Origin of the sequence: Stenotrophomonas sp. GD03930 (genome assembly GCF_029839665.1) — a bacterium.
Lineage (GTDB): Bacteria > Pseudomonadota > Gammaproteobacteria > Xanthomonadales > Xanthomonadaceae > Stenotrophomonas > Stenotrophomonas forensis.
This window is the reverse complement of the sequence record NZ_JAOCAV010000002.1, coordinates 86468-110168: the sequence shown is the minus strand read 5'-3', so window position 1 is coordinate 110168 and position 23701 is coordinate 86468. Positions and strand designations below refer to the sequence as shown.

General features: G+C 68.2%; 19 protein-coding genes. 10 read left to right on the top strand and 9 right to left on the bottom strand.

Features of this window, described 5'->3' with window-relative positions; translation table 11 throughout:
• The first annotated feature begins 20 nt into the window (after window positions 1-20).
• Window positions 21-1517 carry an aminotransferase class III-fold pyridoxal phosphate-dependent enzyme gene (locus tag N5C18_RS11255; protein ID WP_279944611.1) on the top strand — a complete coding sequence of 499 codons (1497 nt, stop codon included), beginning with the start codon at window positions 21-23 and terminating at the stop codon, window positions 1515-1517.
• A gap of 101 nt (window positions 1518-1618) precedes the next feature.
• Window positions 1619-2212 (top strand): TIGR00730 family Rossman fold protein, encoded by a 594-nt coding sequence (locus tag N5C18_RS11250; RefSeq protein ID WP_006434211.1) that lies wholly within the window; start codon window positions 1619-1621, stop codon window positions 2210-2212.
• A gap of 19 nt (window positions 2213-2231) precedes the next feature.
• Here N5C18_RS11250 and N5C18_RS11245 read toward each other — a convergent pair whose 3' ends face one another.
• Window positions 2232-5075 (bottom strand): EAL domain-containing protein, encoded by a 2844-nt coding sequence (locus N5C18_RS11245; RefSeq protein WP_279944610.1) that lies wholly within the window; start codon window positions 5073-5075, stop codon window positions 2232-2234.
• 247 nt (window positions 5076-5322) lie between these two features.
• Here N5C18_RS11245 and N5C18_RS11240 point away from each other — a divergent pair, with 247 nt between their 5' ends.
• The 5 genes from N5C18_RS11240 (at window position 5323) to N5C18_RS11220 (ending at window position 9479) form a co-directional block, all read left to right on the top strand.
• The gene (locus tag N5C18_RS11240; protein ID WP_271260418.1) at window positions 5323-5841 is read left to right on the top strand and encodes an RNA polymerase sigma factor; all 519 of its coding nucleotides are present in this window, start codon (window positions 5323-5325) and stop codon (window positions 5839-5841) included.
• Window positions 5838-6806 carry a hypothetical protein gene (locus tag N5C18_RS11235; protein ID WP_279944609.1) on the top strand — a complete coding sequence of 323 codons (969 nt, stop codon included), beginning with the start codon at window positions 5838-5840 and terminating at the stop codon, window positions 6804-6806. The genes N5C18_RS11240 and N5C18_RS11235 overlap by 4 nt, the downstream gene beginning before the upstream one ends.
• Before the next feature lie 40 nt (window positions 6807-6846).
• Window positions 6847-7443 (top strand): YigZ family protein, encoded by a 597-nt coding sequence (locus N5C18_RS11230; RefSeq protein WP_053451288.1) that lies wholly within the window; start codon window positions 6847-6849, stop codon window positions 7441-7443.
• Window positions 7436-9208: an ABC transporter transmembrane domain-containing protein gene (locus N5C18_RS11225; protein ID WP_279944608.1), complete on the top strand. Its 1773-nt coding sequence runs from the start codon at window positions 7436-7438 to the stop codon at window positions 9206-9208. The genes N5C18_RS11230 and N5C18_RS11225 overlap by 8 nt, the downstream gene beginning before the upstream one ends.
• A gap of 76 nt (window positions 9209-9284) precedes the next feature.
• Window positions 9285-9479, top strand: coding sequence for a hypothetical protein (locus N5C18_RS11220; RefSeq protein WP_005416191.1), 195 nt, complete (start codon window positions 9285-9287; stop codon window positions 9477-9479).
• Window positions 9480-9728: 249 nt separating this feature from the next.
• On the opposite strand, the gene N5C18_RS11215 is transcribed toward N5C18_RS11220, so the two are convergent.
• The 3 genes from N5C18_RS11215 to N5C18_RS11205 all read right to left on the bottom strand — a co-directional run bounded on the left by N5C18_RS11215 (window position 9729) and on the right by N5C18_RS11205 (window position 13580).
• Entirely contained in the window at window positions 9729-10853 is a 1125-nt protein-coding gene (locus N5C18_RS11215; RefSeq protein ID WP_279944607.1) for a prephenate dehydrogenase, read from the bottom strand.
• A complete protein-coding gene (gene pdxY / locus N5C18_RS11210) occupies window positions 10850-11758 on the bottom strand; it encodes a pyridoxal kinase (protein WP_197564575.1) in 909 nt (302 codons plus the stop codon). The genes N5C18_RS11215 and pdxY overlap by 4 nt, the downstream gene beginning before the upstream one ends.
• Window positions 11759-12383: 625 nt before the next feature.
• Window positions 12384-13580, bottom strand: a complete 1197-nt coding sequence (locus N5C18_RS11205) for an MFS transporter (protein WP_279944606.1) — start codon at window positions 13578-13580, stop codon at window positions 12384-12386.
• Between the two features lie 72 nt (window positions 13581-13652).
• Here N5C18_RS11205 and N5C18_RS11200 point away from each other — a divergent pair, with 72 nt between their 5' ends.
• Entirely contained in the window at window positions 13653-14450 is a 798-nt protein-coding gene (locus N5C18_RS11200) for a helix-turn-helix transcriptional regulator (protein ID WP_279944605.1), read from the top strand.
• A gap of 60 nt (window positions 14451-14510) precedes the next feature.
• Here N5C18_RS11200 and dnaJ read toward each other — a convergent pair whose 3' ends face one another.
• From dnaJ to hrcA, 4 genes are all read right to left on the bottom strand, one after another.
• Window positions 14511-15638 (bottom strand): molecular chaperone DnaJ, encoded by a 1128-nt coding sequence (gene dnaJ / locus N5C18_RS11195; protein ID WP_006434177.1) that lies wholly within the window; start codon window positions 15636-15638, stop codon window positions 14511-14513.
• Window positions 15639-15791: 153 nt separating this feature from the next.
• Window positions 15792-17717, bottom strand: a complete 1926-nt coding sequence (gene dnaK / locus N5C18_RS11190; protein ID WP_006434175.1) for a molecular chaperone DnaK — start codon at window positions 17715-17717, stop codon at window positions 15792-15794.
• 155 nt (window positions 17718-17872) lie between these two features.
• Window positions 17873-18388 carry a nucleotide exchange factor GrpE gene (grpE, locus tag N5C18_RS11185; RefSeq protein ID WP_279944604.1) on the bottom strand — a complete coding sequence of 172 codons (516 nt, stop codon included), beginning with the start codon at window positions 18386-18388 and terminating at the stop codon, window positions 17873-17875.
• 63 nt (window positions 18389-18451) lie between these two features.
• Complete coding sequence (gene hrcA / locus N5C18_RS11180) at window positions 18452-19516, bottom strand: heat-inducible transcriptional repressor HrcA (RefSeq protein ID WP_008266321.1); 1065 nt, start codon at window positions 19514-19516, stop codon at window positions 18452-18454.
• A gap of 114 nt (window positions 19517-19630) precedes the next feature.
• Here hrcA and recN point away from each other — a divergent pair, with 114 nt between their 5' ends.
• Window positions 19631-21292 (top strand): DNA repair protein RecN, encoded by a 1662-nt coding sequence (gene recN / locus N5C18_RS11175; protein ID WP_053449489.1) that lies wholly within the window; start codon window positions 19631-19633, stop codon window positions 21290-21292.
• Window positions 21293-21397: 105 nt separating this feature from the next.
• Here the strand turns inward: recN and N5C18_RS11170 are convergent, their stop codons facing one another.
• Window positions 21398-22315, bottom strand: a complete 918-nt coding sequence (locus N5C18_RS11170) for a LysR family transcriptional regulator (protein ID WP_053510739.1) — start codon at window positions 22313-22315, stop codon at window positions 21398-21400.
• Between the two features lie 97 nt (window positions 22316-22412).
• Here N5C18_RS11170 and N5C18_RS11165 point away from each other — a divergent pair, with 97 nt between their 5' ends.
• Window positions 22413-23657, top strand: coding sequence for an SGNH/GDSL hydrolase family protein (locus N5C18_RS11165; RefSeq protein ID WP_053510741.1), 1245 nt, complete (start codon window positions 22413-22415; stop codon window positions 23655-23657).
• The last annotated feature ends 44 nt before the right edge of the window (window positions 23658-23701 follow it).

Below are 23701 nucleotides of genomic sequence, written 5' to 3'. Positions count from 1 at the left end.
ATTGTTTCAGGAGATCTGCAATGAGCTTCATCGAACGCCTCGCCCCCCTGCGCAACCAGCCCGGCACCCGCCTCACTACTGGCCTGGACGACGCCACCCTGACCGCCCTGTCCGCCCGCCATCCGCAGCTGGTTGCCGCGGTGGAGGCCGCCGCCGAGGAATTCGCGCGCGTGCAGGCCGACCTGGGGCCGCTGCTGGCGCAGAACGAGCAGGCGCAGATCGACGCGATGCAGGACGGCTTCGTCAATTTCTACGCCGATGACGCAGTGACCCCGTATGTGGCGCTGGCCGCGCGCGGTCCTTGGGTGGTGACCCTGAAGGGTGCGGTGCTGTACGACGCCGGCGGCTACGGCATGCTCGGCTTCGGGCACACCCCGGATGCCGTGCTGGAGGCGATGGCCCGCCCGCAGGTGATGGCCAACATCATGACCCCGAGCCTGTCGCAGCAGCGTTTCATCACGGCCCTGCGCGCCGAGATCGGCCATCGCCGTGGCGGCTGCCCGTTCGCCCGGTTCATGTGCCTGAACTCCGGCTCCGAGGCGGTCGGCCTGGCGGCCCGCATCGCCGACGTCAACGCCAAGCTGCAGACCGACCCGGGCGCCCGCCACGCTGGCGCGGCGATCAAGCGCGTGGTGGTCAAGGGCAGCTTCCATGGCCGTACCGACCGCCCGGCGCTGTACTCAGATTCCAGCCGCAAGAGCTACATGCAGCACCTGGCCAGCTACCGCGGCGAAGACTCGGTGATCACCGTTGCGCCCTACGATGAGGCTGGCCTGCGCAAGGTGTTCGAAGATGCTGCGCGCAACCACTGGTTCGTCGAAGCCGTGTTCCTGGAACCGGTGATGGGCGAAGGCGACCCGGGCCGTTCGGTGCCGCCGGCGTTCTATGCGCTGGCCCGTGAACTGACCCGTGCACACGGCAGCCTGCTGCTGCTCGATTCGATCCAGGCCGGCCTGCGCGCGCATGGCGTGTTGTCGGTGGTCGACTACCCGGGCTTCGAAGGCCTGGACCCGCCGGACATGGAGACCTACTCCAAGGCCCTCAACGCTGCACAGTACCCGTTGTCGGTGCTGGCGGTGACCGAGCATGCCGCGCAGCTGTACCGCAAGGGCATCTATGGCAACACCATGACCAGCAACCCGCGTGCACTGGATGTGGCCTGCGCCACCCTCGCCCAGCTGACCCCGCAGGTGCGTGCCAACATCGCCGAACGGGGTACCGAAGCGGTGCGCAAGCTGGAGCAGCTGAAGGGCGAACTGGGCGGGCTGATCACCAAGGTGCAGGGCACCGGCCTGCTGTTCTCCTGCGAGCTGGCCCCGCAGTTCAAGTGCTACGGCGCCAATTCCACCGAGGAATGGCTGCGCCAGCACGGCATCAACGTGATCCACGGCGGCGAGAACTCGCTGCGGTTCACCCCGCACTTCGGCATGGACAGCGAAGAGCTGGACCTGCTGGTGGGCATGGTCGGCCGCGCCCTGCGCGAAGGCCCGCGCCGCGAGCAGGCCGCCGCAGCGTAACGCCGCCCAACGCGTCATACTCCATGGACACCCCGCCCGCGACCGCTGACCCGGTCGCCGGCGGGGCGTTTTCGTTTCCGCACCAAGAGACAGGAACCCCCATGAAGTCCATCTGCGTCTACTGTGGCTCCAACGCTGGCAGCAAGCCGGCCTATACCGAGCGCGCCATTGCCCTGGGTGACCGCATCGCCCGCGACGGCCTGCGCCTGGTGTACGGCGGCGGCAACGTCGGCCTGATGGGAACCGTGGCCAACGCCGTACTTGCCGCCGGCGGTGAAGTGACCGGCGTGATCCCGCGCCAGCTGGCCGACTGGGAAGTGGCCCATCGCGGCCTGACCGAACTGGAGATCGTCGGCTCGATGCACGAGCGCAAGTCGCGCATGTTCGACCTGGCCGATGGCTTCGTGGCCCTGCCCGGCGGCTTCGGGACAATGGAAGAAATCTTCGAGATGCTGACCTGGCGCCAGCTGGGCATCGGCAACAAGCCATGCGCGTTCCTCGATGTGGATGGCTTCTATGCACCGCTGATCGGCATGATCGATCGCATGGTGGAGGAGCGCTTCCTGCATCCGGACCAGCGCCAGGACCTGTGGTACGGCTCGGACATCGAAGAGATGCTGACCTGGATGCAGAACTACCAGCCTGCCCAGGCCTCGAAGTGGATTGACGAAAAACGCCGCGCCGCCCTGCGCTAATGCAACAGCACGCGGCGGCTCAGGCCACCGCGTGCACCCGGGGCGCGGGCCGGCCCAGCAGGTAGCCCTGGCCGTAATCACAGCCGAGTTCGCGCAGGGTCTGCCGCTGCGCCTCGGTCTCGATGCCTTCACCGATGGTCTCGATGCCCAGCGTGCGCGCCAGCGACAGCACGCCTTCAACCAGCGCGCGCGTGCTCTGCACTTCCGGGCCGTGCAGGCCGGCGATGAAACTCTGGTCGATCTTCAACGTGCTGATCGGGAAGCGGTGCAGGTAGGACAGCGCCGAGAAACCGGTACCGAAATCGTCCAGCTGCACCTGGATGCCACGCTCGCGCAGGCCCTGCAGGATGCGCAGCGTATGCGGGCCATCGTCCAGCAGCGCCACCTCGGTGATCTCCAGGCGCAGCCGGCGCGGATCGGCACCACGGGTGTCGAGCAGGCCGAACAGGCGATCACTGAATTCCGCTGAACGGAAATGGCGCGGCGACACGTTCACCGAGACGTAGCCCTGGCCGCCCTTGCCCAGGCCGGCGATGACCTGCTCGTAGATCAGCCAGTCGACCTGTTCGATCAGCCCGCTTTCCTCACCCAGTTCCAGGAACGCACCCGGCAGCAGCAGGCCACGGCGCTCGTGCTGCCAGCGCAGCAGCGCTTCGTGCCCGACCACTTCGCCATCGGACAGGCGCACGATCGGCTGGTAGAAGGGAACGAAATCGCGGTTGTTGATCGCGCGGCGCAGATCGGCTTCCAGGTCGAGGCTGCGCATTGCCTGTTCGCGCATGTCCTCATCGAAGATCGAGCAACGATCGTGGCCCTGTGCCTTGGCCCGGTACATCGCGGCATCGGCATCGCGCAGCAGTTCTTCACCGGTGCGGTAGCGCGGGTTCCACAAGGCGATGCCCAGGCTGCCGGACGGGAACAGCTCGCGCCCGGCGATCCACATCGATTCCTGCAGCGCCAGCAGCAACCGCTGGCCGAAGTCCAATGCCTGTGCCAAGCCCTGCGGGCACTGCAGCAACACGGCAAACTCGTCGCCGCCCAGCCGCGCCACCACATCCTCGGGGCCGGCCATCGACACGATGCGTTTGGCCACTTCCACCAGCATGCGGTCGCCGGCCGCATGGCCGATGCTGTCGTTGACCAGCTTGAAACGGTCCAGGTCGAGGAACAGCACGGCGAACACCGGGCCGCCCTCGCGCCTGGCCAGCGCCAGCGCATCCTGCAGGCGGTCGAGCAGGTGCAACCGGTTGGGCAGGCCGGTCAACGCGTCATGCATGGCCTGATGGGTCAGGCGCTGTTCGGCACGCAGGCGCTCGCCGATCTGGCCGAGCAGTTTTTCGTTCACCTCGGCCAGTTCGCGGGTACGCTCCTCCACCCGCTTTTCCAGCTCGGCATGCGCCGAGCGCAGCCGCTGCTGGTCTCGCTGGCGGGCCAGGCCGGTGCCGATGTTCTGCGCGACGAAGGTCAACAGGCGCTGGTCGTGCACGCTGAACGTGCTGCTCTCGCTGTAGCTCTGCACCACGATCGCGCCCACCACTTCATCGTCGCGCAGCAGGGGCACGCCCAGCCAGCAATGCGAGCGGGCGCCGGATTCGCGCACTTCGCCGGTGGCCAGCAGCGCGTCGATCTGCGCACGCGAGGCCAGCAGCGGGCGCCGGTTGCGCACCACGTACTCGGTCAGGCCGCGGCTGAACGGTCGCGGCGCACGACTGGCATTGTGCTCGTCCACCGAATAGACGAAATCCAGTCCATTGCCCGCCGGGTTGACCAGTGCGATGTAAAAGTTGCGCGCATCGAGCAGGCGCCCGACCACGCCATGCACCTGCCCGTAGAACTGGGCCAGGCTGTCGGCCGACATCGCCATCTCGGCAATGTTGTACAGCGCGGTCTGCAGCTGTTCGGCGCGACGGCGCTCGGTCACTTCATCCTGCAGGCTGCGGTTGGCGCGCCGCAGTTCCTGCGTGCGCCGTTCTACCTGCTGCTCCAGCCGTACCTGCGCCTGGCGCCGGTCCATGGCGGTCTGCACGTGCTGGGCCACGAACCCCAGCAGGGCCCGCTCGGCCTCACCATAGCGGGCAGCCTGTTCATAGCTCTGCACCACGATGGCGCCGCATACGCGGCCATCGCGCAGCATCGGCACGCCCAGCCAGTCCAGGCTTTCCGGCCCGCGCTGGGGGTCGTGCTCCTGCTCCATCACCCGCGCCAGCAGTTCGCGCGACGGGCCACTGAGCGGCCTGCCATGGCGCAGCAGCGCTACGGTCAGACTGCGAGGCATCTCGCTGGCGGCGTGGCTCTGCGATGGATCGGCAACGAAATCATCCACCTGGTCGGCGAAGTACAGGAAGCGGATCTGGTCCCGCACATCGTCGTACTCGACGATGTAGCAGTTCTCCGCGTACATCAGCGTGCCCAGCACGCCGTGCACGTGGCGCAGCATCTCGCCCATCTCAAGGTCGGCACCGGCCAGGTCGGCGATCTGGAACAACGCCTGCTGCAGGCGCTCGGCCTCTTCCAGCGCCTTGATCTGCCCGGCCTGGCGGCCACGCTGCAGGGCCAGTTCCATCGCCTGCCGGGCCAGCCCCCACCACGCGGACGAGGGCGCCGCGCCGGCCACCGACAGCAGCAGCCGCGCACCGTCGTACTCCCAGCCGTGCTGGCCATCGCCGATGCCGGGTTCCCCGGAGGCGCACCCCGTCACCGCCAGCAAGGGCCATCCGCCCTGGCCACAGCCCAGCTGCGGGTCATCCCAGCCCACACGGACCACCGCCGATTCCGGCAACAGCGCATGCAGCGCGCGCACCAGCGCCGTGCTCAGCACGACCTCGTGTGGTGGCTCTTCCGCCGGTTCAGCATACGTGGACAAATGACAATCTCTTGGCGCCGTCTGTGCGTCGCCTCCCCTGAGCCGTCGAGCATAGCGCGCCACCCGGGGGGCAATGGAAGCCCGCAAACCCCGAATCGTGCGCCCGTACGTTTTTCCTGCTGTCCGTAGCCCCTTGCGCGCCATGAACCCTGCCCTGCCCGCCCTCGCCACCGGCTATGCGCCATCGCCTGCAGGCCTTACCCTGTACGCCGTGGAAGCCAGCGCATTGCCAACCGATGAAGCCTTGATGCTGGCCTGGGCCGGTGGTGACCTGCGCGCGTTCGAAAGCCTGTATGCGCGCCATCGCAAGCGGCTGTTCGGGTTCCTGCTGCGGCAACTGCGCGACAGTGCGCTGGCCGAGGAGATCTTCCAGGACGTCTGGCAGCGGGTGATCAGCGCCCGCGCCGGCTGGCAGCCCGAGGCGGCATTCAGCACCTGGCTGTTCCGCATCGCCCATAACCGCTTGAACGATCACTGGCGTGCCGCCCGCCATCGTCCCTCCGCACCAGCCGACGCCGACCTGCGCCTGGCCGCGATCGAGGATGGGCAGACCCCGGAAGCCGAGCTTTCCGAATTCGAACAACGTCGCCGCATCCAGCTGGCGATGGAACAACTGCCGCCCGAGCAGCGCGAAGTGCTGCAGCTGCGGCTGGATCAGGAACTGAGCCTGGAGGAGATCGGCCAGATCACCGGCGTAGGCCGGGAAACAGTGAAATCGCGGCTGCGCTATGCGATGGACAAGCTGCGTGCGGGATTGAACGCATGAACCGAGACGAACCGCTGACGCCGGAAGAACGCGAGCTGGCCCGCCTGCTCGGCCGTCGCGCCGAACAGGCGCCGCCGGCCGCGCTCGACGCCGCCATCCTGGCCGCGGCGCGCGCCGCCGTGGACGCACCGGCCGCCGCAACCGCCGCCTCCCCGGAAGCACCCCGCGCACGGCGCTCACGCTCGCGCTGGCCGGCCGTGTTCGGTATCGCCGCCTCGATGGTGTTCGCCATCGGCATCGCCTGGCAGCTGCGCCCGGAACCACCACCGGTCCCGGCAGGTGAAGCAGCCGTCGCTGCCGCGCCTGCTGCTGCCGAGATCGCAGCCGCAGAACCGGCTGCACCGCCGGCAACGCCTGAGGCTGCTCCGATGGCAACTCCGATGGCCGCCCCCACGCCCGCACCGGCTTCCGCCGCGCGTGCACCCGCAGTGGCGGCAGCACCCAAGCCTGCACCCGTGGACGCACCGGCACGCGCCGCGCGTTCAAGGGCGGCAGAGGCCGCCGCCGATGCGCCTTTTGCCACACCGTCAGCCGCACCAGCAGCGGCTCCGCCTGCGCCACCGGCCCCGGCAGCCTACTCGGCACCTGCTCCGGCATTCGCGCCCGCTCCGGCAGCGGCGCTCAAGGCACGCACGGCCGAAGCGGCCATGGACAACGCCGCAGCCAACGCCGAGCCGGCGCAGGCACTGGATCGGGTACAGATCACCTCGATGAAGCGCGAGGCCGCCAGCCGTTCCGCGGCGGGCGTCATGCGCCGCAGCAGCGATGCCAGCCTGAGTGCCGATGCGGTGCAGGCAGAAGTCGGCGCCGACGCGCGCCTGCCACGCCGGCAGTGGCTGGAAAAAATCCGTGACCGCCGCGATGCGGGCCAGCGCGACCTTGCCCGCGCCAGCCTGGAACGCTACATCGAGCAGTATCCGGAATCGCGCCTGCCGCGCGACCTTCGCCCGTTGCTGGACGACTGAGACCCACGGAGGTCGGGCGCAACACCGTAGAATGGTGGAGATGCCCGATACCCTCGCCCAGCCGGTCAGTCACACGCTGGAAGTCAAACACAGCCGCTTCATTGCCCATGCCACGCCGATTGATGGCGCCGCGGCGGCGATGGCGTTCCTGCAGCAGGTTGCAGTGGCCGATGCCACGCACAACTGCTGGGCTTACCGCCATGGGCAGGACTACCGCTCCAGCGACGATGGCGAGCCCGCAGGCACCGCCGGGCGGCCGATCCTGGCCGCCATCGATGGCCAGGGTTTCGACCGGGTGATGGTGGTGGTGACGCGCTGGTTCGGCGGCATCAAGCTCGGTGCCGGCGGCCTGGTCCGCGCCTACGGCGGTGCCGCCGCCGAGTGCCTGCGCACCGCGCCACGCCTGCCGCTGGTCACCATGGCCCGCCTGCAGCTGCTGGCCGGCTTCGAGGACCTGGGCAGCCTGCATGCCACCCTGCCCGCCTTTGGTGCCGGGAAGCGTGATGAACAGTTCGATGCCAATGGCGTGTGCCTGCGGATCGAATTGCCTGCCGATCAGGTCGACGCATTGAAAATCCGCCTGCGCGACGCCACCCGTGATCGTATCCGCATAGAAGACGACGACCAGGATGACTGACAAGGACGACGCCCCCGCTTCGACCCCGCCGCTGCGCCGCCTTGGCAGCCTGCGCACGCTATGGCCGTTCGTGCGCCGCCACAGTGGCCTGTTCACGGCCTGGCTGCTCGCCCTGGCTGTGTCCTCGGCAGCCACGCTGAGCCTGCCACCGGCCGTGAAGCAGATGATCGACCACGGCTTCAGCAGCGGCGGCCAGATCAACCGTGCCTTCGCCCTGCTGATGCTGGTGGCGGTGGTGATGGCGCTGGGCACCGCCGCGCGCTTCTACTTCGTGTCGCTGCTGGGCGAAAAGGTCGTCGCCGACCTGCGCAGCCAGCTGTACGCGCACCTGATCCAGCTGGGCGCCGGCTTCCACGATCGCAGCCGCAGCGGTGAGCTGGTCTCGCGGCTGACCGCCGACACCGAACTGCTGCGCAGCGTGGTCGGTTCGACGATGTCGGTCGCCCTGCGCAGCAGCGTGACCGTGGTCGGCAGCCTGGCGATGCTGTTCGTCACCAGCCCGAGGCTGGCCGCATGGTCGCTGCTCGGCATCCCGCTGGCGGTGCTGCCGATCATCATCGGCGCGCGCAAGCTGCGCACCGTCGCGCGCAACAGCCAGGACCGCATCGCCGATGCCAACAGCCTGGCCAGCGAGACCCTCGGTGCGGTGCGTACGGTGCAGGCCCATGCCCGTGAGCCATACGAACGCGGCCGCTTCGACCACGCGCTTGGCGACGCGATCAAGGCCGCGCGCCGCCGCATCGGTGCGCAGTCGCTGGTCACCGCCAGCGCCATCCTGCTGGTGTTCGGCGCCATCGTGGGAGTGCTCTGGCTGGGTGCACACGACGTGATCGAGGGGCGCCTGAGCGCCGGCACCCTCGGCCAGTTCGTGCTGTATGCGCTGATCGGCGGCGGCTCGGTCGGCGCGCTGGCCGAAGTCTGGAACGAGCTGCAGCGGGCGGCCGGTGGCATGGGCCGCATCGGTGAACTGCTGCAGGAAGACATCGAGATCCGTGCGCCGGCACAGCCGCACGCACTGCCGCAGCCGCTGCGTGGCGAAATCCAGTTCGACGATGTGGTGTTCCATTACCCGCAGCGGCCGGACCAGGCCGCGCTGGATCATTTCACCCTGCACGTGCGGCCCGGCGAGACCGTCGCCCTGGTCGGCCCGTCCGGCGCCGGCAAGAGCACGGTGCTGTCGATGCTGCTGCGTTTCCACGATCCGGCCAGCGGCCGCATCTGCGTGGATGGCGTCGACGTGCGCCAGGCCGACCCTGCCGAACTGCGCGCGCAGCTGGCACTGGTACCGCAGCAGCCGACGTTGTTCGCGGCCAGTGCGCGCGAGAACATCCGCTATGGCCGTCTGCAGGCCAGCGACGACGAGGTCGAGCAGGCCGCACGCGCGGCCGAGGCCGATGGCTTCCTGCGTGCGTTGCCGCAGGGCTACGACAGTGAACTGGGTGAGCGCGGCGCCCGCCTCTCCGGCGGCCAGCAGCAGCGCGTGGCGATTGCCCGTGCGCTGCTGAAGGACGCACCGATCCTGCTGCTGGACGAAGCCACCAGCGCGCTGGACGCGCAGAGCGAGTACAGCGTGCAGCAGGCGCTGGAGCGGTTGATGGCCGGCCGCACGACGCTGGTGATTGCCCACCGCCTGGCCACCGTGCTCAAGGCCGACCGCATCGTGGTGATGGACCAGGGCCGTATCGTGGCCGAGGGCACGCACGCACAGTTGCTGGCCGAAGGCGGTCTGTACGCTGAACTGGCTAGGCTGCAGTTCATCGATTGATGACGGTCGCCTAACATCGGCCGGACCAAGCTGGCGACCAAAAGCAGCGTTCGCAGTCCGTAGAAGGAGGTGCACGATGTCGTTCCGTCAGTTTCCCGCCGTCGACAGCAATGGCGAAAGCCACATCATCATCGAGTTCAAGCCCGAGGCGAATGGCAGCGGGCACCACTCCGAGGCCACGCCGCGCTACGAGCTGGATGATGGCCGCCAGCTGGTGCGCAACGGCCGCGAGTTCACCACCAGCGGCGGCGAGCTGCGGCTGACGATCTGAGGTTTGCCGGGCATGGCCCGGCGCCACCGGATTCCGCATCGCCCCGCGCTGGGGATTCCGCATCGCCCCGCGCTGGTAGGTGTCGACCTTGGTCGAGACGCTTTTTGCCAAGGCAGTCGAGCATGGCTCGACGCTATCAATAGCGTGATCAATTTATCGCCAACCGTCTTGACAGCCTTGGCTGCCAAGGCCTGCGCGCGGTTATCCACATGTTTGCGCAGAAATCATCCACACTGCCTGTGGATGAATTCAGCCGAGCACCCGGCCGATGCCGCTGGCGTCCACCTTGGCCGCCGCCGCTGCGATCGCTGCCGGGTCGCTACCCGCCACGAACCCGATACGGAAATGCACTTCGCCGCTTGGCGTGCGCGAGGAGTGGATCGAGGCCAGGCTGATGCGGTGCTGCTCGAACACATTCAGCAGCTCACGCAGCGAACCGGGCCGGTCTTCTGGTAGATGCACCGACAGCGCATTGCGCTCGGTCAGGTCAGCCAACAGGTAGCCCACCCGCTCGAAGGTGTAGTTGCCGTCAGCCAGTGCCTGCTCGCCGAAGGCGCTGCGGTTGGCCGACAACAGCTGCTCACGGAATGCGCCGCGTGCGCCGTCGTCGCCCTGCCCGACCTGTGCCTGCAGGGACTGCAACTGGCCGATCAGCCGCTCCAGCATCGGCGCCACGTACGGGTTGCCGAACTGGATGTCTTCGTAGATGGCCGGATTCAACGACAGGATGCGCGAAATGATCGCGGTATCCAGCTCGAACGACGCCGAACGATACGGCATCATCGCGGCCAGATCGCCCAGCTGCGGCTGGTACTGGCGCAGCACGCCAGCCTGGGCCAGGTGGCTGGCATGCACCATCGCCTGCACCAGCGCCATCATCTGGTCATGGTGCTGCGGGGTGGCACGCACGCACTCGGCCTGCAGCGCCGCGCACAACGCGTCGACCCACGGCTGCCAGTGCTGCAGCCGCGATTCGCAGACCACCATCACCCGGCCTTTCAGCGTCGGTGCCTTGGGCGGCGCGGTCATCGGATGCAGGCCGACCACTTCAGCCTGCGAGGCCAGCATCGCCTGCACCGGCGCTTCCTTCACCGACGTCACGTCCAGCCACAGGCGGTCCTGCTCGCGCCCCGCCGACTGCTGCACGTACTGGGCAATCAGCGCAGGCGTGTGCCGGATCGGTGCCGAGAACACCAGCACGTCAGCCTGCGCCAACAGCTGCTCCGGCGTGTGCGACGCCGGGTCCGCGGGATCATGGCCGATCACCTGCAGCTGCATGTGCTGCTGGAAGAAGCGGCTCAACCAGCGCCCGTAGGCGCCGGCGCTCCCGACAATGCCGACCGTGCGCGGCGTGCGTTCGTGCAGATCGCTCATGCCACGCGTTCGGCGCGGAAGCGCGTACCTTCGGCCAGCGCAGCAGGCGCCGCGGCGATCACGTCGAACTCTTCGAAGCCGTTGTCCAGGGTCGCCTCCAGCGCTGCATGGGTACCGGCAATGGCGCGCGAGATCGCCTGCTGCATCGATTCGCCGCGCAGCAGGAACGACACCACCAGTGACATCAGCACATCGCCGGTGCCGGCCACATCCACCGGCAGCAACGGCGAGGTCCAGCGCCAGGTTTCCTCGCGTCCCACCGCCAGGGTCACCAGCTCGCCGGGGTTTCCACCGACGCTATGCGCGATCACCCACTGCGGACCACGGTCGAGCAACGTACGGGCGGCAGCGATGGCATCGGCTTCGGCCAGTGCGGGCATGCCGGTGAGCCGATTGAGTTCGAATGCATTCGGCGTGACCAGCCAGGCATGCGGCAGCAGGCGCTCGGCGAAGATTGCTTCCAGGCCAGGCTCGACATAGGGCCCGGTATGGGTATCACCGATCACCGGGTCCAGGCAGTAGCGCAGCTGCGGGCAGGCCGGCAGGATCTCGTCCAGCCAGTCGGCGAACGCGGCACCGTTGGCGGTACTGCCGAAGTAACCGGACACCAGCATCCTGGCCCGCTGCGGCAGGCCGCGTTCGTAGGTACCGAGCAGCAGGTCGGCGAACCAGTCGGCGGGCAGCACGCGGCCGCGGGTGGTGTCGTAGAACGGCGCGTTGCTGAGCAGCACGGTCGGGATTTCCGCCACGCGAACGCCGAGCGCGCGCATCGGCGGAACGGCGGCGCTGTTGCCGGCGTGGCCGTAGACAAGTTGCGACTGGACCGAAATGACATCGATCGGCGACGGGCCGTCGGGCCGCTGGCGGCGGCCGTGGACCAGGTGGTTGTCAAGGGATTCGCTCATGCCAGCATTCTACGCCCGGTGGAGGGTTCGGCAGGGCTTGCAGCCCTGCACCTGCTTGCAAGCCAGGTCAACGTCAACGTCAAAAGCGGGCATCCCGTGGGATGGCGGGGCGGTGTCGGAGTGCGGGGACGCCGTGAACCCCGCTCCGCGGTCCGGCCCAACCGCTGGCGGCTGTGCGTTCGGGCGCTTGCGAAGCAGTGCTTCGCAAGCAAAGCGCCCTCACCCATGGGGGCTTGGCCGCGGCATCCATGCCGCGGACACCCCGCACTCCGACACCGCCCCACATCTGACAGATTCCGTGTGCTGTTGGTAGGTGTCGACCTTGGTCGACACATCTGTGAGACATCGAATGAATTCATCCGTGTCGACCAAGGTCGACACCTACCAGAGCAAAACGCCGCTCTGACAGATCGCGGAAAACTGTCGAAGGCGGGGTGGGTCCGGTTGCAGGGGTGTCCGCGGCATGGATGCCGCGGCCAAGCGCCCATGGATGGGTTCACGGCGTCCCCTGCAACCGGACCCACCCCGCCAACCCACGGAAAGCCAGCTCTTGCTGTTGAGGTTGCCGGCCAGCGGCCGGCACTACCGCAGGTGCAGGACTGCAAGCCCTGCAAACCAGAACCCCTCAGCGCGCAGGCCGCGACGGCGGCAGCCAGGCCGCCACGATGCCGAGCAGCGGCAGGAACGCGGTCAGCTGGTAGACGTACTCGATGCTGGTCTTGTCCGCCAGCAGGCCGAGCACGGCCGCGCCCAATCCGCCCATGCCGAACGCGAAGCCGAAGAACAGGCCCGACACCATGCCGATGCGATGCGGCATCATCTCCTGCGCGTAGACCACGATCGCCGAGAACGCCGAGGACAGCACGAAGCCGATCAGCACTGCCAGCACCGTCGTCCAGAACAGATCCGCATGCGGCAACATCAGCGCGAACGGCGCCACACCCAGGATCGACGTCCAGATGATCGGCTTGCGACCGATGCGGTCACCCAGCGGGCCGCCGAGGAAACCACCGGCGGCAGAGGCCACCAGGAACGCGAACAGGTGCAGCTGCGCCTGTGCCACCGGAACGCCGAAGTGGTGGATCAGGTAGAAGGTGAAGTAGCTGCCGATGCTGGCCATGTAGAAGTACTTGCTGAAGATCAGCACCAGCAGGATCGCCAGCACCTTGGCCGCGGTGCGCGGCGGATGCCGCGGCGCCATCGATGCGGTGCTGGCCGGACGCGGTGTGCCCAGGTGCAGCGCATACCAGCGGCCGACATAGGTCAGCAGCGCGATGCCGATCAGGGCGGCACCGGCGAACCACGAGGCGGCGTGCTGGCCATACGGCACGATCACCGCAGCGGCGATCAGCGGGCCGAGCGCGGTACCGAAATTGCCGCCGACCTGGAACACCGACTGCGCGAAGCCATGACGGCCGCCCGAGGCCAGCCGCGCGATGCGCGAGGCCTCGGGGTGGAAGATCGCCGAACCGATGCCGACCATCGCGGCGGCCAGCAGCACCACGGCGTAGCTCGACGCGAAGCCGAGCAGCAGCATGCCGCACAGGGTCGAGGCCATGCCGATCGGCAGCGAGTACGGCGCCGGGCGCCGGTCGGTGGCCATGCCGACCAACGGCTGGAAGATCGAGGCGGTGAGCTGGTAGGTCAGCGTGATCAGGCCGATCTGGGTGAAGCTGAGATTGAAGCCGCCCTTGATCACCGGATAGATGGCCAGGATCAGCGACTGCATCATGTCGTTGACGACATGCGAGGTGGAAATGGCAGCCAGCACACCGGGAGCCACCGGGCGTGGGGTCGTTGCGGGAGAAGCCAGGGCGGACATGGACGCAGTCAGGTTGGGGGCGAGCCACGCATGCTACGGTTGCCCTCCCCTCCCTTCTGCCGCGTTCGGGTCATGGCCTATCGCAAAAAGGACATTGCCAGCGACGTCGATCCGGCGGCGCCCTGGCGCGACGTCCCCCAGCATCGCCCGGTCACCTATCGGGTCACCCACTACCCGGCCGGTAGCCACATCGCAGGCCACAAGCATCTGCGCCACCAGCTGGTCTACGCCATCTCGGGGCTGATGGTGGTGCGCTCGGAAGTGGGCCGCTGGGTGGTGCCCTCGACCCGTGCGATCTGGATGCCGGCCGGCATGGTGCACGCGGTCGACTGCATCGCCGCCGTGCACATGCGCAGCCTGTACATCGACCCGTTGTTCGCGCCGCAGTTGCCGGCCGAACCGTTCGCGGTACAGGTGGCACCCCTGCTGCGCGAGCTGCTGCAGGCTGCCACGCTGATCAAGGGCGAGCACATCGAAGACAGCCGCGATGGCCGCGTAGTGCGCCTGCTGCTGGACGAACTGCATCGCATGGACGTCCTGCCACTACATCTGCCTGCCGCGACCGACCCGCGCCTGCAGCGGATCTGCCAGCACATCCAGAAGCACCTTGGCGATGACGCCACGCTGCAGGACTGGGCGCAGGCACTGGAGGTGGACGTGAAGACCATCCAGCGCCATTTTGCCAGCGAACTGGGCATGACCTTCGGGCAATGGCGGCAGCAGGCGCGGCTTCTGGCCGCCCTGGAGCGACTGGCGGTCGGCGACAAGGTCATCGATGTGGCGCTGGCGATGGGCTACGACAGCCCGAGCGCGTTCACCAGCATGTTCAAGCGGCAGCTGGGGCAGACGCCAGCGGCGTTTTTCCGTTGACCGCATACGAAAACGCCGGGCTTGGCCCGGCGCTTTCGTTCAACGCTTCCGTTGAAAAACTCAGGACGTCATGCGGTCCCAGAAGCCCTTCACGCCATCCATGAAGGTGGCCGACTTCGGCGAGTGCTTGCGTGCTTCCTCGCCGACGAAGGTGGCTTCGAACTGCTCCAGCAGCTTGCGCTGTTCGTTGGTGAGGTTGACCGGGGTCTCCACCACCACGCGGCAGTACAGATCGCCCTCGCTGCGGCTGCGCACCGAACGCACGCCCTTGCCGCGCAGACGGAACAGCTTGCCGGTCTGGGTCTCGGCCGGGATGCGGATCTCCGCCTCGCCCCCCAGGGTGGCCACGCGCACGGTGTCGCCCAATGCGGCCTGCGAGATGCGGATCGGCACTTCGCAGTGCAGGTCGTCGCCATCGCGCTGGAAGATGGCGTGCTCGCGCACGCGCACTTCCACGTACAGGTCACCTGGCGGGGTACCGGCCGGACCGGCCTCGCCCTCGCCCTGCAGGCGGATGCGGTCGCCGGTATCGACGCCGGCCGGCACCTTCACCGACAGCACCTTGTCTTCCTCGACACGGCCGTTGCCGTGGCATGTCTTGCAGGGCTTGGCGATGATCTGGCCGCGGCCGCCGCAGTTGTGGCAGGCCTGCTGCATGGCGAAGATGCCGCGCTGGATGCGCACCTGGCCGCGGCCATGGCACACATTGCAGGTCTCGACCTTGCCGTCTTCGGAGCCACTGCCATCGCAGTCGCCGCATTCGGCCAGGGTCGGAATCTCGATGCGGCGCTCAACGCCACGCACCGCTTCTTCCAGGTCCAGCTCCATCACGTAGCCGATGTCGGCACCGCGACGGGCCTGGCGCGGGCCACCGCCTGCACCACCAAAGATGTTGCCGAAGATATCGCCGAAGATATCGTTCATGTCCGGGCCACCCGGACCGCCACCACCGCCCATGCCGTGCTCGAACGCAGCGTGGCCGTGGCTGTCGTACATGCGGCGCTTGTTGCCGTCGGACAGCACTTCGTAGGCTTCCTTGCACTCCTTGAAGGAGGCTTCGGCCGCCGCATCACCCGGGTTGCGGTCCGGGTGGAACTTCATCGCGCAGCGACGATAGGCCTTCTTCAGCTCGTCGTCGGTGGCGGTGCGGGCAACGCCCAGCACTTCGTAGTAATCGCGCTTGCTCATATCGTGAATCTGGTTCCGGAAAGTCGGGATTCGTCAAAGCGGAAGAGCGGAACCAGGTCCGCTCTTGCGTCGGGCGCCCCGACACGCCGGTGGCGGCCAGGACCCTGATGCGACAACGGGACGCTGCCAGGCAGCGTCCCGCGTCGGTCCGGATCAGGACTTCTTGTCGTCCTTGACTTCGGTGAACTCGGCATCGACCACATCGTCGTTGCCCTTGCCAGCGTTGCCGGCGTCGGCACCCGGGGCGGCACCGCCCTGGTCGGCCGAAGCCGCGGCGAACAGCGACTGGCCGGCTTCTTCCAGCACCTTCGACTTGGCTTCGATCTGCGCCTTGTCGTCACCCTTCATCGCGGTTTCCAGGTCGGCCAGGGCCGCCTCGACCTTGCCGATCACTTCGCCGCCGACCTTGCTGCCGTGCTCGGTGATCGCGCTGCGGGTGCCGTGGATCAGGGCATCGGCCTGGTTGCGGGCCTGCACCAGCTCCTGGAACTTCTTGTCTTCCTCGCGGTTGGCTTCCGCGTCGGCGACCATGCGTGCGATCTCTTCCTCGGACAGGCCCGAACCGGCCTTGATCTCGACCTTCTGTTCCTTGTTGGTCTTCTTGTCCTTGGCCGACACGTGCAGGATGCCGTTGGCGTCGATGTCGAAGGACACTTCCACCTGCGGCAGGCCGCGCGGGGCCGGCTCGATGCCGGACAGGTCGAACTTGGCCAGCGACTTGTTGAAGCGGGCCTGTTCGCGCTCACCCTGCAGCACGTGCACGGTCACGGCCGACTGGTTGTCCTCGGCGGTGGAGAACACCTGCGAGGCCTTGGTCGGGATGGTGGTGTTCTTCTCGATGATCTTGGTGAACACGCCGCCCATGGTCTCGATGCCCAGCGACAGCGGGGTCACGTCCAGCAGCAGCACGTCCTTGACGTCGCCGCCGAGCACGCCGCCCTGGATCGCCGCACCCAGTGCCACGGCTTCGTCCGGGTTGACGTCCTTGCGCGGTTCCTTGCCGAAGAACTCGGTCACCGCCTGCTGCACCTTCGGCATGCGGGTCTGGCCACCGACCAGGATCACTTCGCTGATGTCGCTCGAACGCAGGCCGGCATCGTTCAGGGCGACGCGGCACGGCTCGATCGACTTCTTGATCAGGTCTTCCACCAGCGCTTCCAGCTTGGCGCGGGTCAGCTTGATGTTCAGGTGCTTCGGGCCCGAGGCGTCGGCGGTGACGTACGGCAGGTTCACTTCGGTCTGCTGGGCGCTGGACAGCTCGATCTTGGCACGCTCGGCGGCGTCCTTCAGGCGCTGCAGGGCCAGCGGGTCCTTGCGCAGGTCGATGCCCTGGTCCTTGTTGAACTCTTCAACCAGGTACTCGATGACGCGGTTGTCGAAATCTTCGCCGCCCAGGAAGGTGTCGCCGTTGGTGGCCAGCACTTCGAACTGCTTCTCACCGTCGACGTTGGCGATCTCGATCACCGAGACGTCGAAGGTACCGCCGCCCAGGTCGTACACCACGATCTTGCGATCCTTGTTGTCGCCCTTGTCCAGGCCATAGGCCAGCGCGGCCGCAGTCGGCTCGTTGATGATGCGCTTGACGTCCAGGCCGGCGATGCGGCCGGCGTCCTTGGTCGCCTGGCGCTGGCTGTCGTTGAAGTAGGCCGGCACGGTGATGACCGCTTCGGTGACCTTCTCACCGAGGAAGTCCTCGGCGGTCTTCTTCATCTTTTCCAGCACCTTGGCCGAGATTTCCTGCGGCGCCATCTTCTTGCCGTCGCTGGTCGACACCCAGGCGTCGCCATTGTCATGGGCCAGGATGCCGTACGGGACGTGCGCGATGTCCTTCTGCACTTCGGCGTCGGTGAACTTGCGGCCGATCAGGCGCTTCACCGCGTAGAAGGTGTTCTTCGGGTTGGTCACGGCCTGGCGCTTGGCCGAGGCGCCGACCAGGACTTCGCCGTCCTTGGTGTAGGCGACGATCGACGGGGTGGTGCGATCGCCTTCCGAATTCTCGATGACGCGGGCCTTGCCGCCGTCCATGATCGCCACGCACGAGTTGGTGGTGCCGAGGTCGATACCAATGATCTTGCCCATGGGGGAGACTCCTGAGGATGCTTGTTGGGGTCAGTCCGGCCGTTCGGCCGGTGGATGAATACGATGTGGGGGAGGCTCGTGGAACATTCAAGCCATCTCCCGAACGCTGTGTTCAGCGCCTGGAAAACGTTGCCGGGCAAGGCCCGGCGCTGCCGTCAGTCGGCGGCCACCACCACCAGCGCCGGCCGCAGCAGGCGCTCGTTGAGCAGGTAGCCCTTCTGGAACACGGTCACCACGGTGCCGGGGGCGGCGCCCGGGGTCGGAACCTGGCTGATGGCCTGGTGGTGTTCCGGGTTGAACGGCTGGCCGGTCGGGTCCAGCAGGACCAGGCCGTTGTCGGCGGCGACCTTCAGCAGCTGCTTGTAGGTCAGCTCCAGGCCCTCGCGCAGCGGGTGCGGATCATCGCCGGTGGCCTTGAGGCCGGCATCCAGGCTGTCGAATACCGGCAGCAGCTCGCCCAGCAGCTTCTCGTTGGCGAACTTGCGGGCCTGCTCGATGTCACGGGCGACGCGCTTGCGCTGGTTCTCCAGGTCGGCGCGCTCACGCAGCGCATCGGCCCTGACCTGTTCAACTTCGGCGCGCAGGCGCTCCAGTTCGTCGTTGACGCCGGCGGTGGCGGCCGCATCGGCGGCGGTCTGCTGGGATTCGATATCTGGATGTTCGTGGTTCATGTCTGGGTCCCTGGCGGTCAATCTCCGCCTCCACCCACCCTAGTGTGGGCGGGATGCTGCGTTTCAAGCGTCGGATGTCCCCGGCGTGCGACCGGCCGGCGAAAAGGCCGCGCCCAGCACATCAGCGGTGGCCTGGACCAGCGGGATCATGCGGTCATAGGCCATGCGCTTGGGCCCGATCACGCCCAGCACGCCCAGCACCTGGCCGTTGGCGGTATAGGGGGCCGTGACCAGCGAAACGCCCTGCAGCGGCATCATTCCGGTTTCCTCGCCGATGAAGATGCGCACGCCCGGGGCCTGGATGGTCCGCTCCAGCAGCTGCAGGATCTCGCGCTTGCTGGAGAACAGCTCGAACAGCTCGCGCAGGCGCTCCAGGTCGGACAGGTCCTGCACGCCCATCAGCCGGGTCTGGCCGGCCACCAGCATGTCGTCGGCCGCTGGCTGCAGGGCCTGCTCAGCCAGCTCGATGCTGTGCGCCAGCAGCTGCTCCAGTTCGGAACGGGCGTCGCGCAGCTCCAGCAGCAGGCGGGTGCGGATCTCGGCCATCGGCAGCCCGGCGAAATGGGCGTTGAGGTAGTTGGCGACCTGCTCCAGCTGCCCCGGCGCGAACTCCTGGCGGGTCTCGATGACCCGGTTTTGTACCTCGTTGTCGGCGAACACCAGGATCGCCAGCACCCGGCGCCCGTCCAGCGCCACGAAATCGATCTGGCGGAAGGCGAACTGCTCGCGCCGTGGCGCGCTGACCACGCCGACGAAGTGGCTCATCGCCGACAGCAGCTCCGAGGCGCTGCCCAGCAGGGCCTGGGTGCTGCCGCCGCCGGCCAGCTCCTGGCGCAGGCGGGCCAGTTCGCCCTCCCCCGGCGGCTGCATCTGCAACAGGCTGTCGACGAACACCCGGTAGCCATGCGCGGTCGGAATGCGCCCGGCCGAGGTATGCGGCGAGGCCAGCAGCCCCAGGTCCTCCAGGTCACCGAGGATGTTGCGGATGGTGGCCGGGCTGACCTCCAGGCCGGCCACACGCGCCAGCGTCTGCGAGCCGACCGGCTCGCCGTCCTGGATATAACGCGCGATCAGCGTGCGCAGCAGATGGCGCGCACGCGGGGCAAGCTGGTCGGGAGAACCGTGCATGGAATCAACCTGTGAGACACGGACACTAGATAATGGCGGCGCATCCCCTTGGCAAGTCATTGGACCTCCCTCGCCCGCGTGCTAGCGTTGCGCGGCTGCTGATACCTCTTACCCATGCTCAGACATCTTTCGATCAAGGATTTCGCCGTCGTCCGCGCCACCGAACTGGAGTTCGGGCCCGGCATGACCGTGGTTTCAGGCGAGACCGGCGCCGGCAAGTCGCTGATGGTCGACGCGCTGGGCTTCCTGTCCGGCCTGCGCGCCGACAGCGGCGTGGTCCGCCATGGCGCGGCCCGCGCCGAGCTTTCCGCCGAGTTCGCGCTGGACCAGCTGCAGGCCGCGCGCCAGTGGCTGGCCGACAACGAGCTGGACGATGAAGATCAGTGCCAGCTGCGCCGCGTGATCCGCGCCGACGGCGGCTCGCGGTCCTGGATCAATGGCCGTCCGGTCACCCTCGCACAGCTGGCCGACCTGGCCGCGCTGCTGGTGGAGATCCATGGCCAGCATGAACAACAGGCGTTGCTGACCCGTCCGTCGCAGCTGGCCCTGCTCGATGCCTACGCCCGCAACGAGGACGCGCGCCGCCAGGTGCGCCGCGCCGCCGCCGCGTGGCAGGCACTGGTCGACGAATCACTGGCGCTGTCGCAACAGGGCGACGTGAGTGACCGGATCGGCTTCCTGGAGCACCAGCTGCGCGAACTGGACCGCGAGGACCTGGAACCGGAGTCGATCGCCGCGCTCGGCGCCAGCCACCGCCGCCAGGCCCATGCCAGCGCCCTGCTGACCGCCTGCCAGGCAGCCAGCAACCAGCTCAACGGCGACGACGGCAGTTCCGCGCTGGACCTGCTGCAGCAGGTGCGCCACGAGCTGTCGCGCCTGATCGAACATGACCCGCGCCTGGGCGAGGTGGACGGCCTGATCGAGAATGCCTCGATCCAGCTGCACGAAGCCCTTTCGCTGCTGGACCGCGTGCATGACGACCTCGACGCCGACCCCGAGCAGTTCGAAGAGAACGAGCGGCGCCTCGGCCGCCTGCACGACCTGGCGCGCAAGCATCGCGTGCCGATGGACGAGCTGGGCGCGCAGCGCGAACGCATGCATGCCGAAGTGGAACAGTTGCGCGGCGCCGACGAGCGCCTGCAGCGCCTGGCCGGCGAGATCGACAAGGCCGCCGCCGCCTGGCGCGTACAGGCCGAAGTACTGACCGCCAGCCGTCGCGGTGCCGCCGCCGAACTGTCGGCCACCACCACCGGCATCATCGCCGAGCTGGGCATGGGCGGCGGCCAGTTCCTGATCGAACTGGAGCCGCAGGACAACGGCAAGCCCGATCCGCAGGGTGCCGAGCGCGTGGAGTTCCTGGTCGCGGCCAATGCCGGCCAGCCGCCGCGCGCCCTGCGCAAGGTCGCCTCGGGCGGTGAACTGTCGCGCATCTCGCTGGCCATCGAAGTGGCGGCGCTGGACCTGGATGCGGTGCCGACCATGGTATTCGACGAAGTCGACTCCGGCATCGGCGGCGCGGTGGCCGACATCGTCGGCCAGAAGCTGCGCGCGCTGGGCGAGAAGCGCCAGGTGTTGTGCGTGACCCACCTGCCGCAGGTCGCCTCCAAGGGCCACGCGCATTACCGGGTGAGCAAGGCGCCGGTGGAAGGCATGACCCAGAGTGCGGTGGAGAAGCTGGACAGCAAGGCACGCGAGGAAGAACTGGCGCGCATGCTCGGCGGCGTGGAAGTGAGCAAGGAAGCGCGCGCCGCCGCGCGCAAGCTGCTGCAGGTCTGACGCCGGCCGAGCCCATGCTCGGCTTCCACACGGTAGTGCCGGCCGCTGGCCGGCAGCCCGATGCGGGTCGGCGAAGATCGTGAGGTTGCCGGCCAGCGGCCGGCACTACCCCCGTGGCTGCGTCAGATCGACGTTTTCCACCAGGAAATCGAGGAACGCGCGCACTCGCAGCGGCAGGTAGCCGCCCTGCCCCAGGAACACCGCGTGCACCTCCTCCAGGTCACCGGGATTGGCCTCTTCCAGCACCGGCAGCAGCCGCCCGGCGGCGATGTCGGCCTGCACCTGGAACGCGGCCAGCCGCGCCATGCCCAGCCCGCCCAGCACCAGTTGGCGCAGCGCATCGCCATTGCTGGCACGGGCGTTGCCGCTGGGCAGCAGCATGCGCTCACGACCATCCTGCAGCAGCGGCCAGCCCTGCATCGCCCGCGCATGGCCGATGTCTAGGCGGTTGTGCGCCTGCAGCTCCTCGACGCTGGCCGGCAGGCCGTGCCGCTGCGCGTAGGCCGGTGCGGCCACGATCATCATCCGCGTCGCGCCCAATCGCCGCGCCACCAGGCTGGAACTCTTCAGCGGGCCGGCGCGCACCGCCACGTCGGTGCGCTGCTCAAGCAGGTCGATTACCTCGTCATTGAGCGTCAGGTCCACCCCCACCTGCGGGTTGCGCTCGAGGAACGCCGGCAGCAGCGGCAACAGGAAGTGCTGGCCGAACGGCACGTTGGAATTGACCCGCAGCCGCCCGCGCGGCTCGGCGTGGGCGCTGGCACAGCGTTCGGCTTCCTCCAGGTCGGCCAGCACGCGCAGGCCGCGCTCGTAGAACGCGCAGCCTTCCGGGGTCAGCTGCAGCTGGCGGGTGGACCGCTGCAGCAGGCGGGTGCCCAGCCGCTGTTCCAGCCGCGCCACCAGCTTGCTGACCGCCGACGGGGTCATGTCCAGGGTGCGGGCGGCCGCGGAAAAGCCACCGGTCTCGATCACCCGCACGAAGACTTCCAGTTCGCCGGATCGGTTGATGTCGGGTCGCGCCATGGCGATGAATCCAGTTCACAGATGATTGTCCATGCGCAGTCTAGTTCACAGATGAGGGCGGAATCACCATGGCGGCTCCTTTCCCCGGAATCGCTCCATGGACCGCCTCCGCAAGCTCGCTGCCAGCACCCTGCTCGCCCTGTCCGGCGCCGCCAGCGCAACCCCTGCCCCGCACTGGGTGGCCAGCTGGCAGGCCAGCCCGCAACCGGTGTGGGGCGCAGACTTCCTGTTCCCGGCCCTGATCCCGGCATCGCTGCACGACCAGACCTTCCGCCAGGCCGCGCGCATCAGCCTGGGCGGGCCGCGCCTGCGGGTAAGGTTGAGCAATGCCTACGGCACGCAGCCGCTGCGGATAGGAGCGGCCAGCGTGGCCGCACGACCGGGCGCGGCACCACGGCCGCTCCACTTCGACGGCCAGCCCGGCGTGCTGATCGGCGCGGGCCAGGAACGGCTGAGCGATCCGCTGGCACTGCCCACCGGCAATCAGCAGGCCCTGCAGGTCAGCGTTTTCGTGCCGGGGCCGACGCCGCTGCAGACCTTCCACTGGGACGGCCGCCAGACCAGTTGGATCGCCGGCGGCAACCAGAGCCTGGCGCGCGACCTGGATCGAGCCACCCCCACCACCGCACGCCTGTTCCTGACCGGGATTGAAGTCGAGGCCGCACCCGGCGCACGCAGCGTGGTGGTGATCGGCGACTCGATCACTGACGGCGCCACCGCCAGCCTCGACCAGGACCAGCGCTGGACCGACCATCTGGCCGCGCGGCTGGCACCCCGAGGCGTCGCGGTGGTCAACGCTGGCATCTCCGGCGGCCGGCTGCTGCGTGACGGCATGGGCGAGTCGGTTCTGGCCCGCCTGCAGCGCGATGCATTGGATCAGCCCGGCGTGGCCAGCGTGATCGTGCTGATCGGCATCAACGACATCAGCTGGCCCGGCACCGCCTTCGCCCGGCAACAGGCGCGTCCTACGCTGGCCGAGCTGCAGGACGGCTATCGGGCGCTGGCCGAACAGGCCCATCGGCGCGGACTGCGCATCCTGGGCGCCACCCTGCCGCCCTTCGCCGGCGCCCTGCCCGGCACGCCGCTGGACGACTACTACCAGCCCGGCAAGGAGGCGCTGCGCCAACAGCTCAACACCTGGCTGCGCACACGCAGCCCGTTCGACGCGGTGATCGATCTGGACACGGCCCTGCGCGACCCGGCCGATCCGTCACGGATGGCCGCCGCCTACGACTCCGGCGACCACCTGCATCCGGGCGATGCCGGCAACCAGGCGATGGCCGAGGCGGTGGATCTGGAGGTGCTGATGGGGCCGTCCACGCATGGCGTGGATCTACTGTGAACAACGAAAAACCCCGGGCAAGCCCGGGGTTCTGTCGCGTCCGG

Excerpts from the sequence above, each read along its gene's own strand:
- hrcA (WP_008266321.1), bottom strand. The coding sequence starts at position 19,516 with ATGCACGGTTCTCCCGACCAGCTTGCCCCGCGTGCGCGCCATCTGCTG.
- dnaJ (WP_006434177.1), bottom strand. The coding sequence starts at position 15,638 with ATGAGCAAGCGCGATTACTACGAAGTGCTGGGCGTTGCCCGCACCGCC.
- N5C18_RS11250 (WP_006434211.1), top strand. The coding sequence starts at position 1,619 with ATGAAGTCCATCTGCGTCTACTGTGGCTCCAACGCTGGCAGCAAGCCG.
- N5C18_RS11235 (WP_279944609.1), top strand. The coding sequence starts at position 5,838 with ATGAACCGAGACGAACCGCTGACGCCGGAAGAACGCGAGCTGGCCCGC.
- N5C18_RS11165 (WP_053510741.1), top strand. The coding sequence starts at position 22,413 with ATGGACCGCCTCCGCAAGCTCGCTGCCAGCACCCTGCTCGCCCTGTCC.
- N5C18_RS11240 (WP_271260418.1), top strand. The coding sequence starts at position 5,323 with ATGCTGGCCTGGGCCGGTGGTGACCTGCGCGCGTTCGAAAGCCTGTAT.
- grpE (WP_279944604.1), bottom strand. The coding sequence starts at position 18,388 with ATGAACCACGAACATCCAGATATCGAATCCCAGCAGACCGCCGCCGAT.
- N5C18_RS11255 (WP_279944611.1), top strand. The coding sequence starts at position 21 with ATGAGCTTCATCGAACGCCTCGCCCCCCTGCGCAACCAGCCCGGCACC.
- N5C18_RS11215 (WP_279944607.1), bottom strand. The coding sequence starts at position 10,853 with ATGAGCGATCTGCACGAACGCACGCCGCGCACGGTCGGCATTGTCGGG.
- N5C18_RS11220 (WP_005416191.1), top strand. The coding sequence starts at position 9,285 with ATGTCGTTCCGTCAGTTTCCCGCCGTCGACAGCAATGGCGAAAGCCAC.
- N5C18_RS11200 (WP_279944605.1), top strand. The coding sequence starts at position 13,653 with ATGGCCTATCGCAAAAAGGACATTGCCAGCGACGTCGATCCGGCGGCG.
- N5C18_RS11225 (WP_279944608.1), top strand. The coding sequence starts at position 7,436 with ATGACTGACAAGGACGACGCCCCCGCTTCGACCCCGCCGCTGCGCCGC.
- N5C18_RS11170 (WP_053510739.1), bottom strand. The coding sequence starts at position 22,315 with ATGGCGCGACCCGACATCAACCGATCCGGCGAACTGGAAGTCTTCGTG.
- dnaK (WP_006434175.1), bottom strand. The coding sequence starts at position 17,717 with ATGGGCAAGATCATTGGTATCGACCTCGGCACCACCAACTCGTGCGTG.
- N5C18_RS11230 (WP_053451288.1), top strand. The coding sequence starts at position 6,847 with ATGCCCGATACCCTCGCCCAGCCGGTCAGTCACACGCTGGAAGTCAAA.
- pdxY (WP_197564575.1), bottom strand. The coding sequence starts at position 11,758 with ATGAGCGAATCCCTTGACAACCACCTGGTCCACGGCCGCCGCCAGCGG.
- N5C18_RS11205 (WP_279944606.1), bottom strand. The coding sequence starts at position 13,580 with ATGTCCGCCCTGGCTTCTCCCGCAACGACCCCACGCCCGGTGGCTCCC.
- recN (WP_053449489.1), top strand. The coding sequence starts at position 19,631 with ATGCTCAGACATCTTTCGATCAAGGATTTCGCCGTCGTCCGCGCCACC.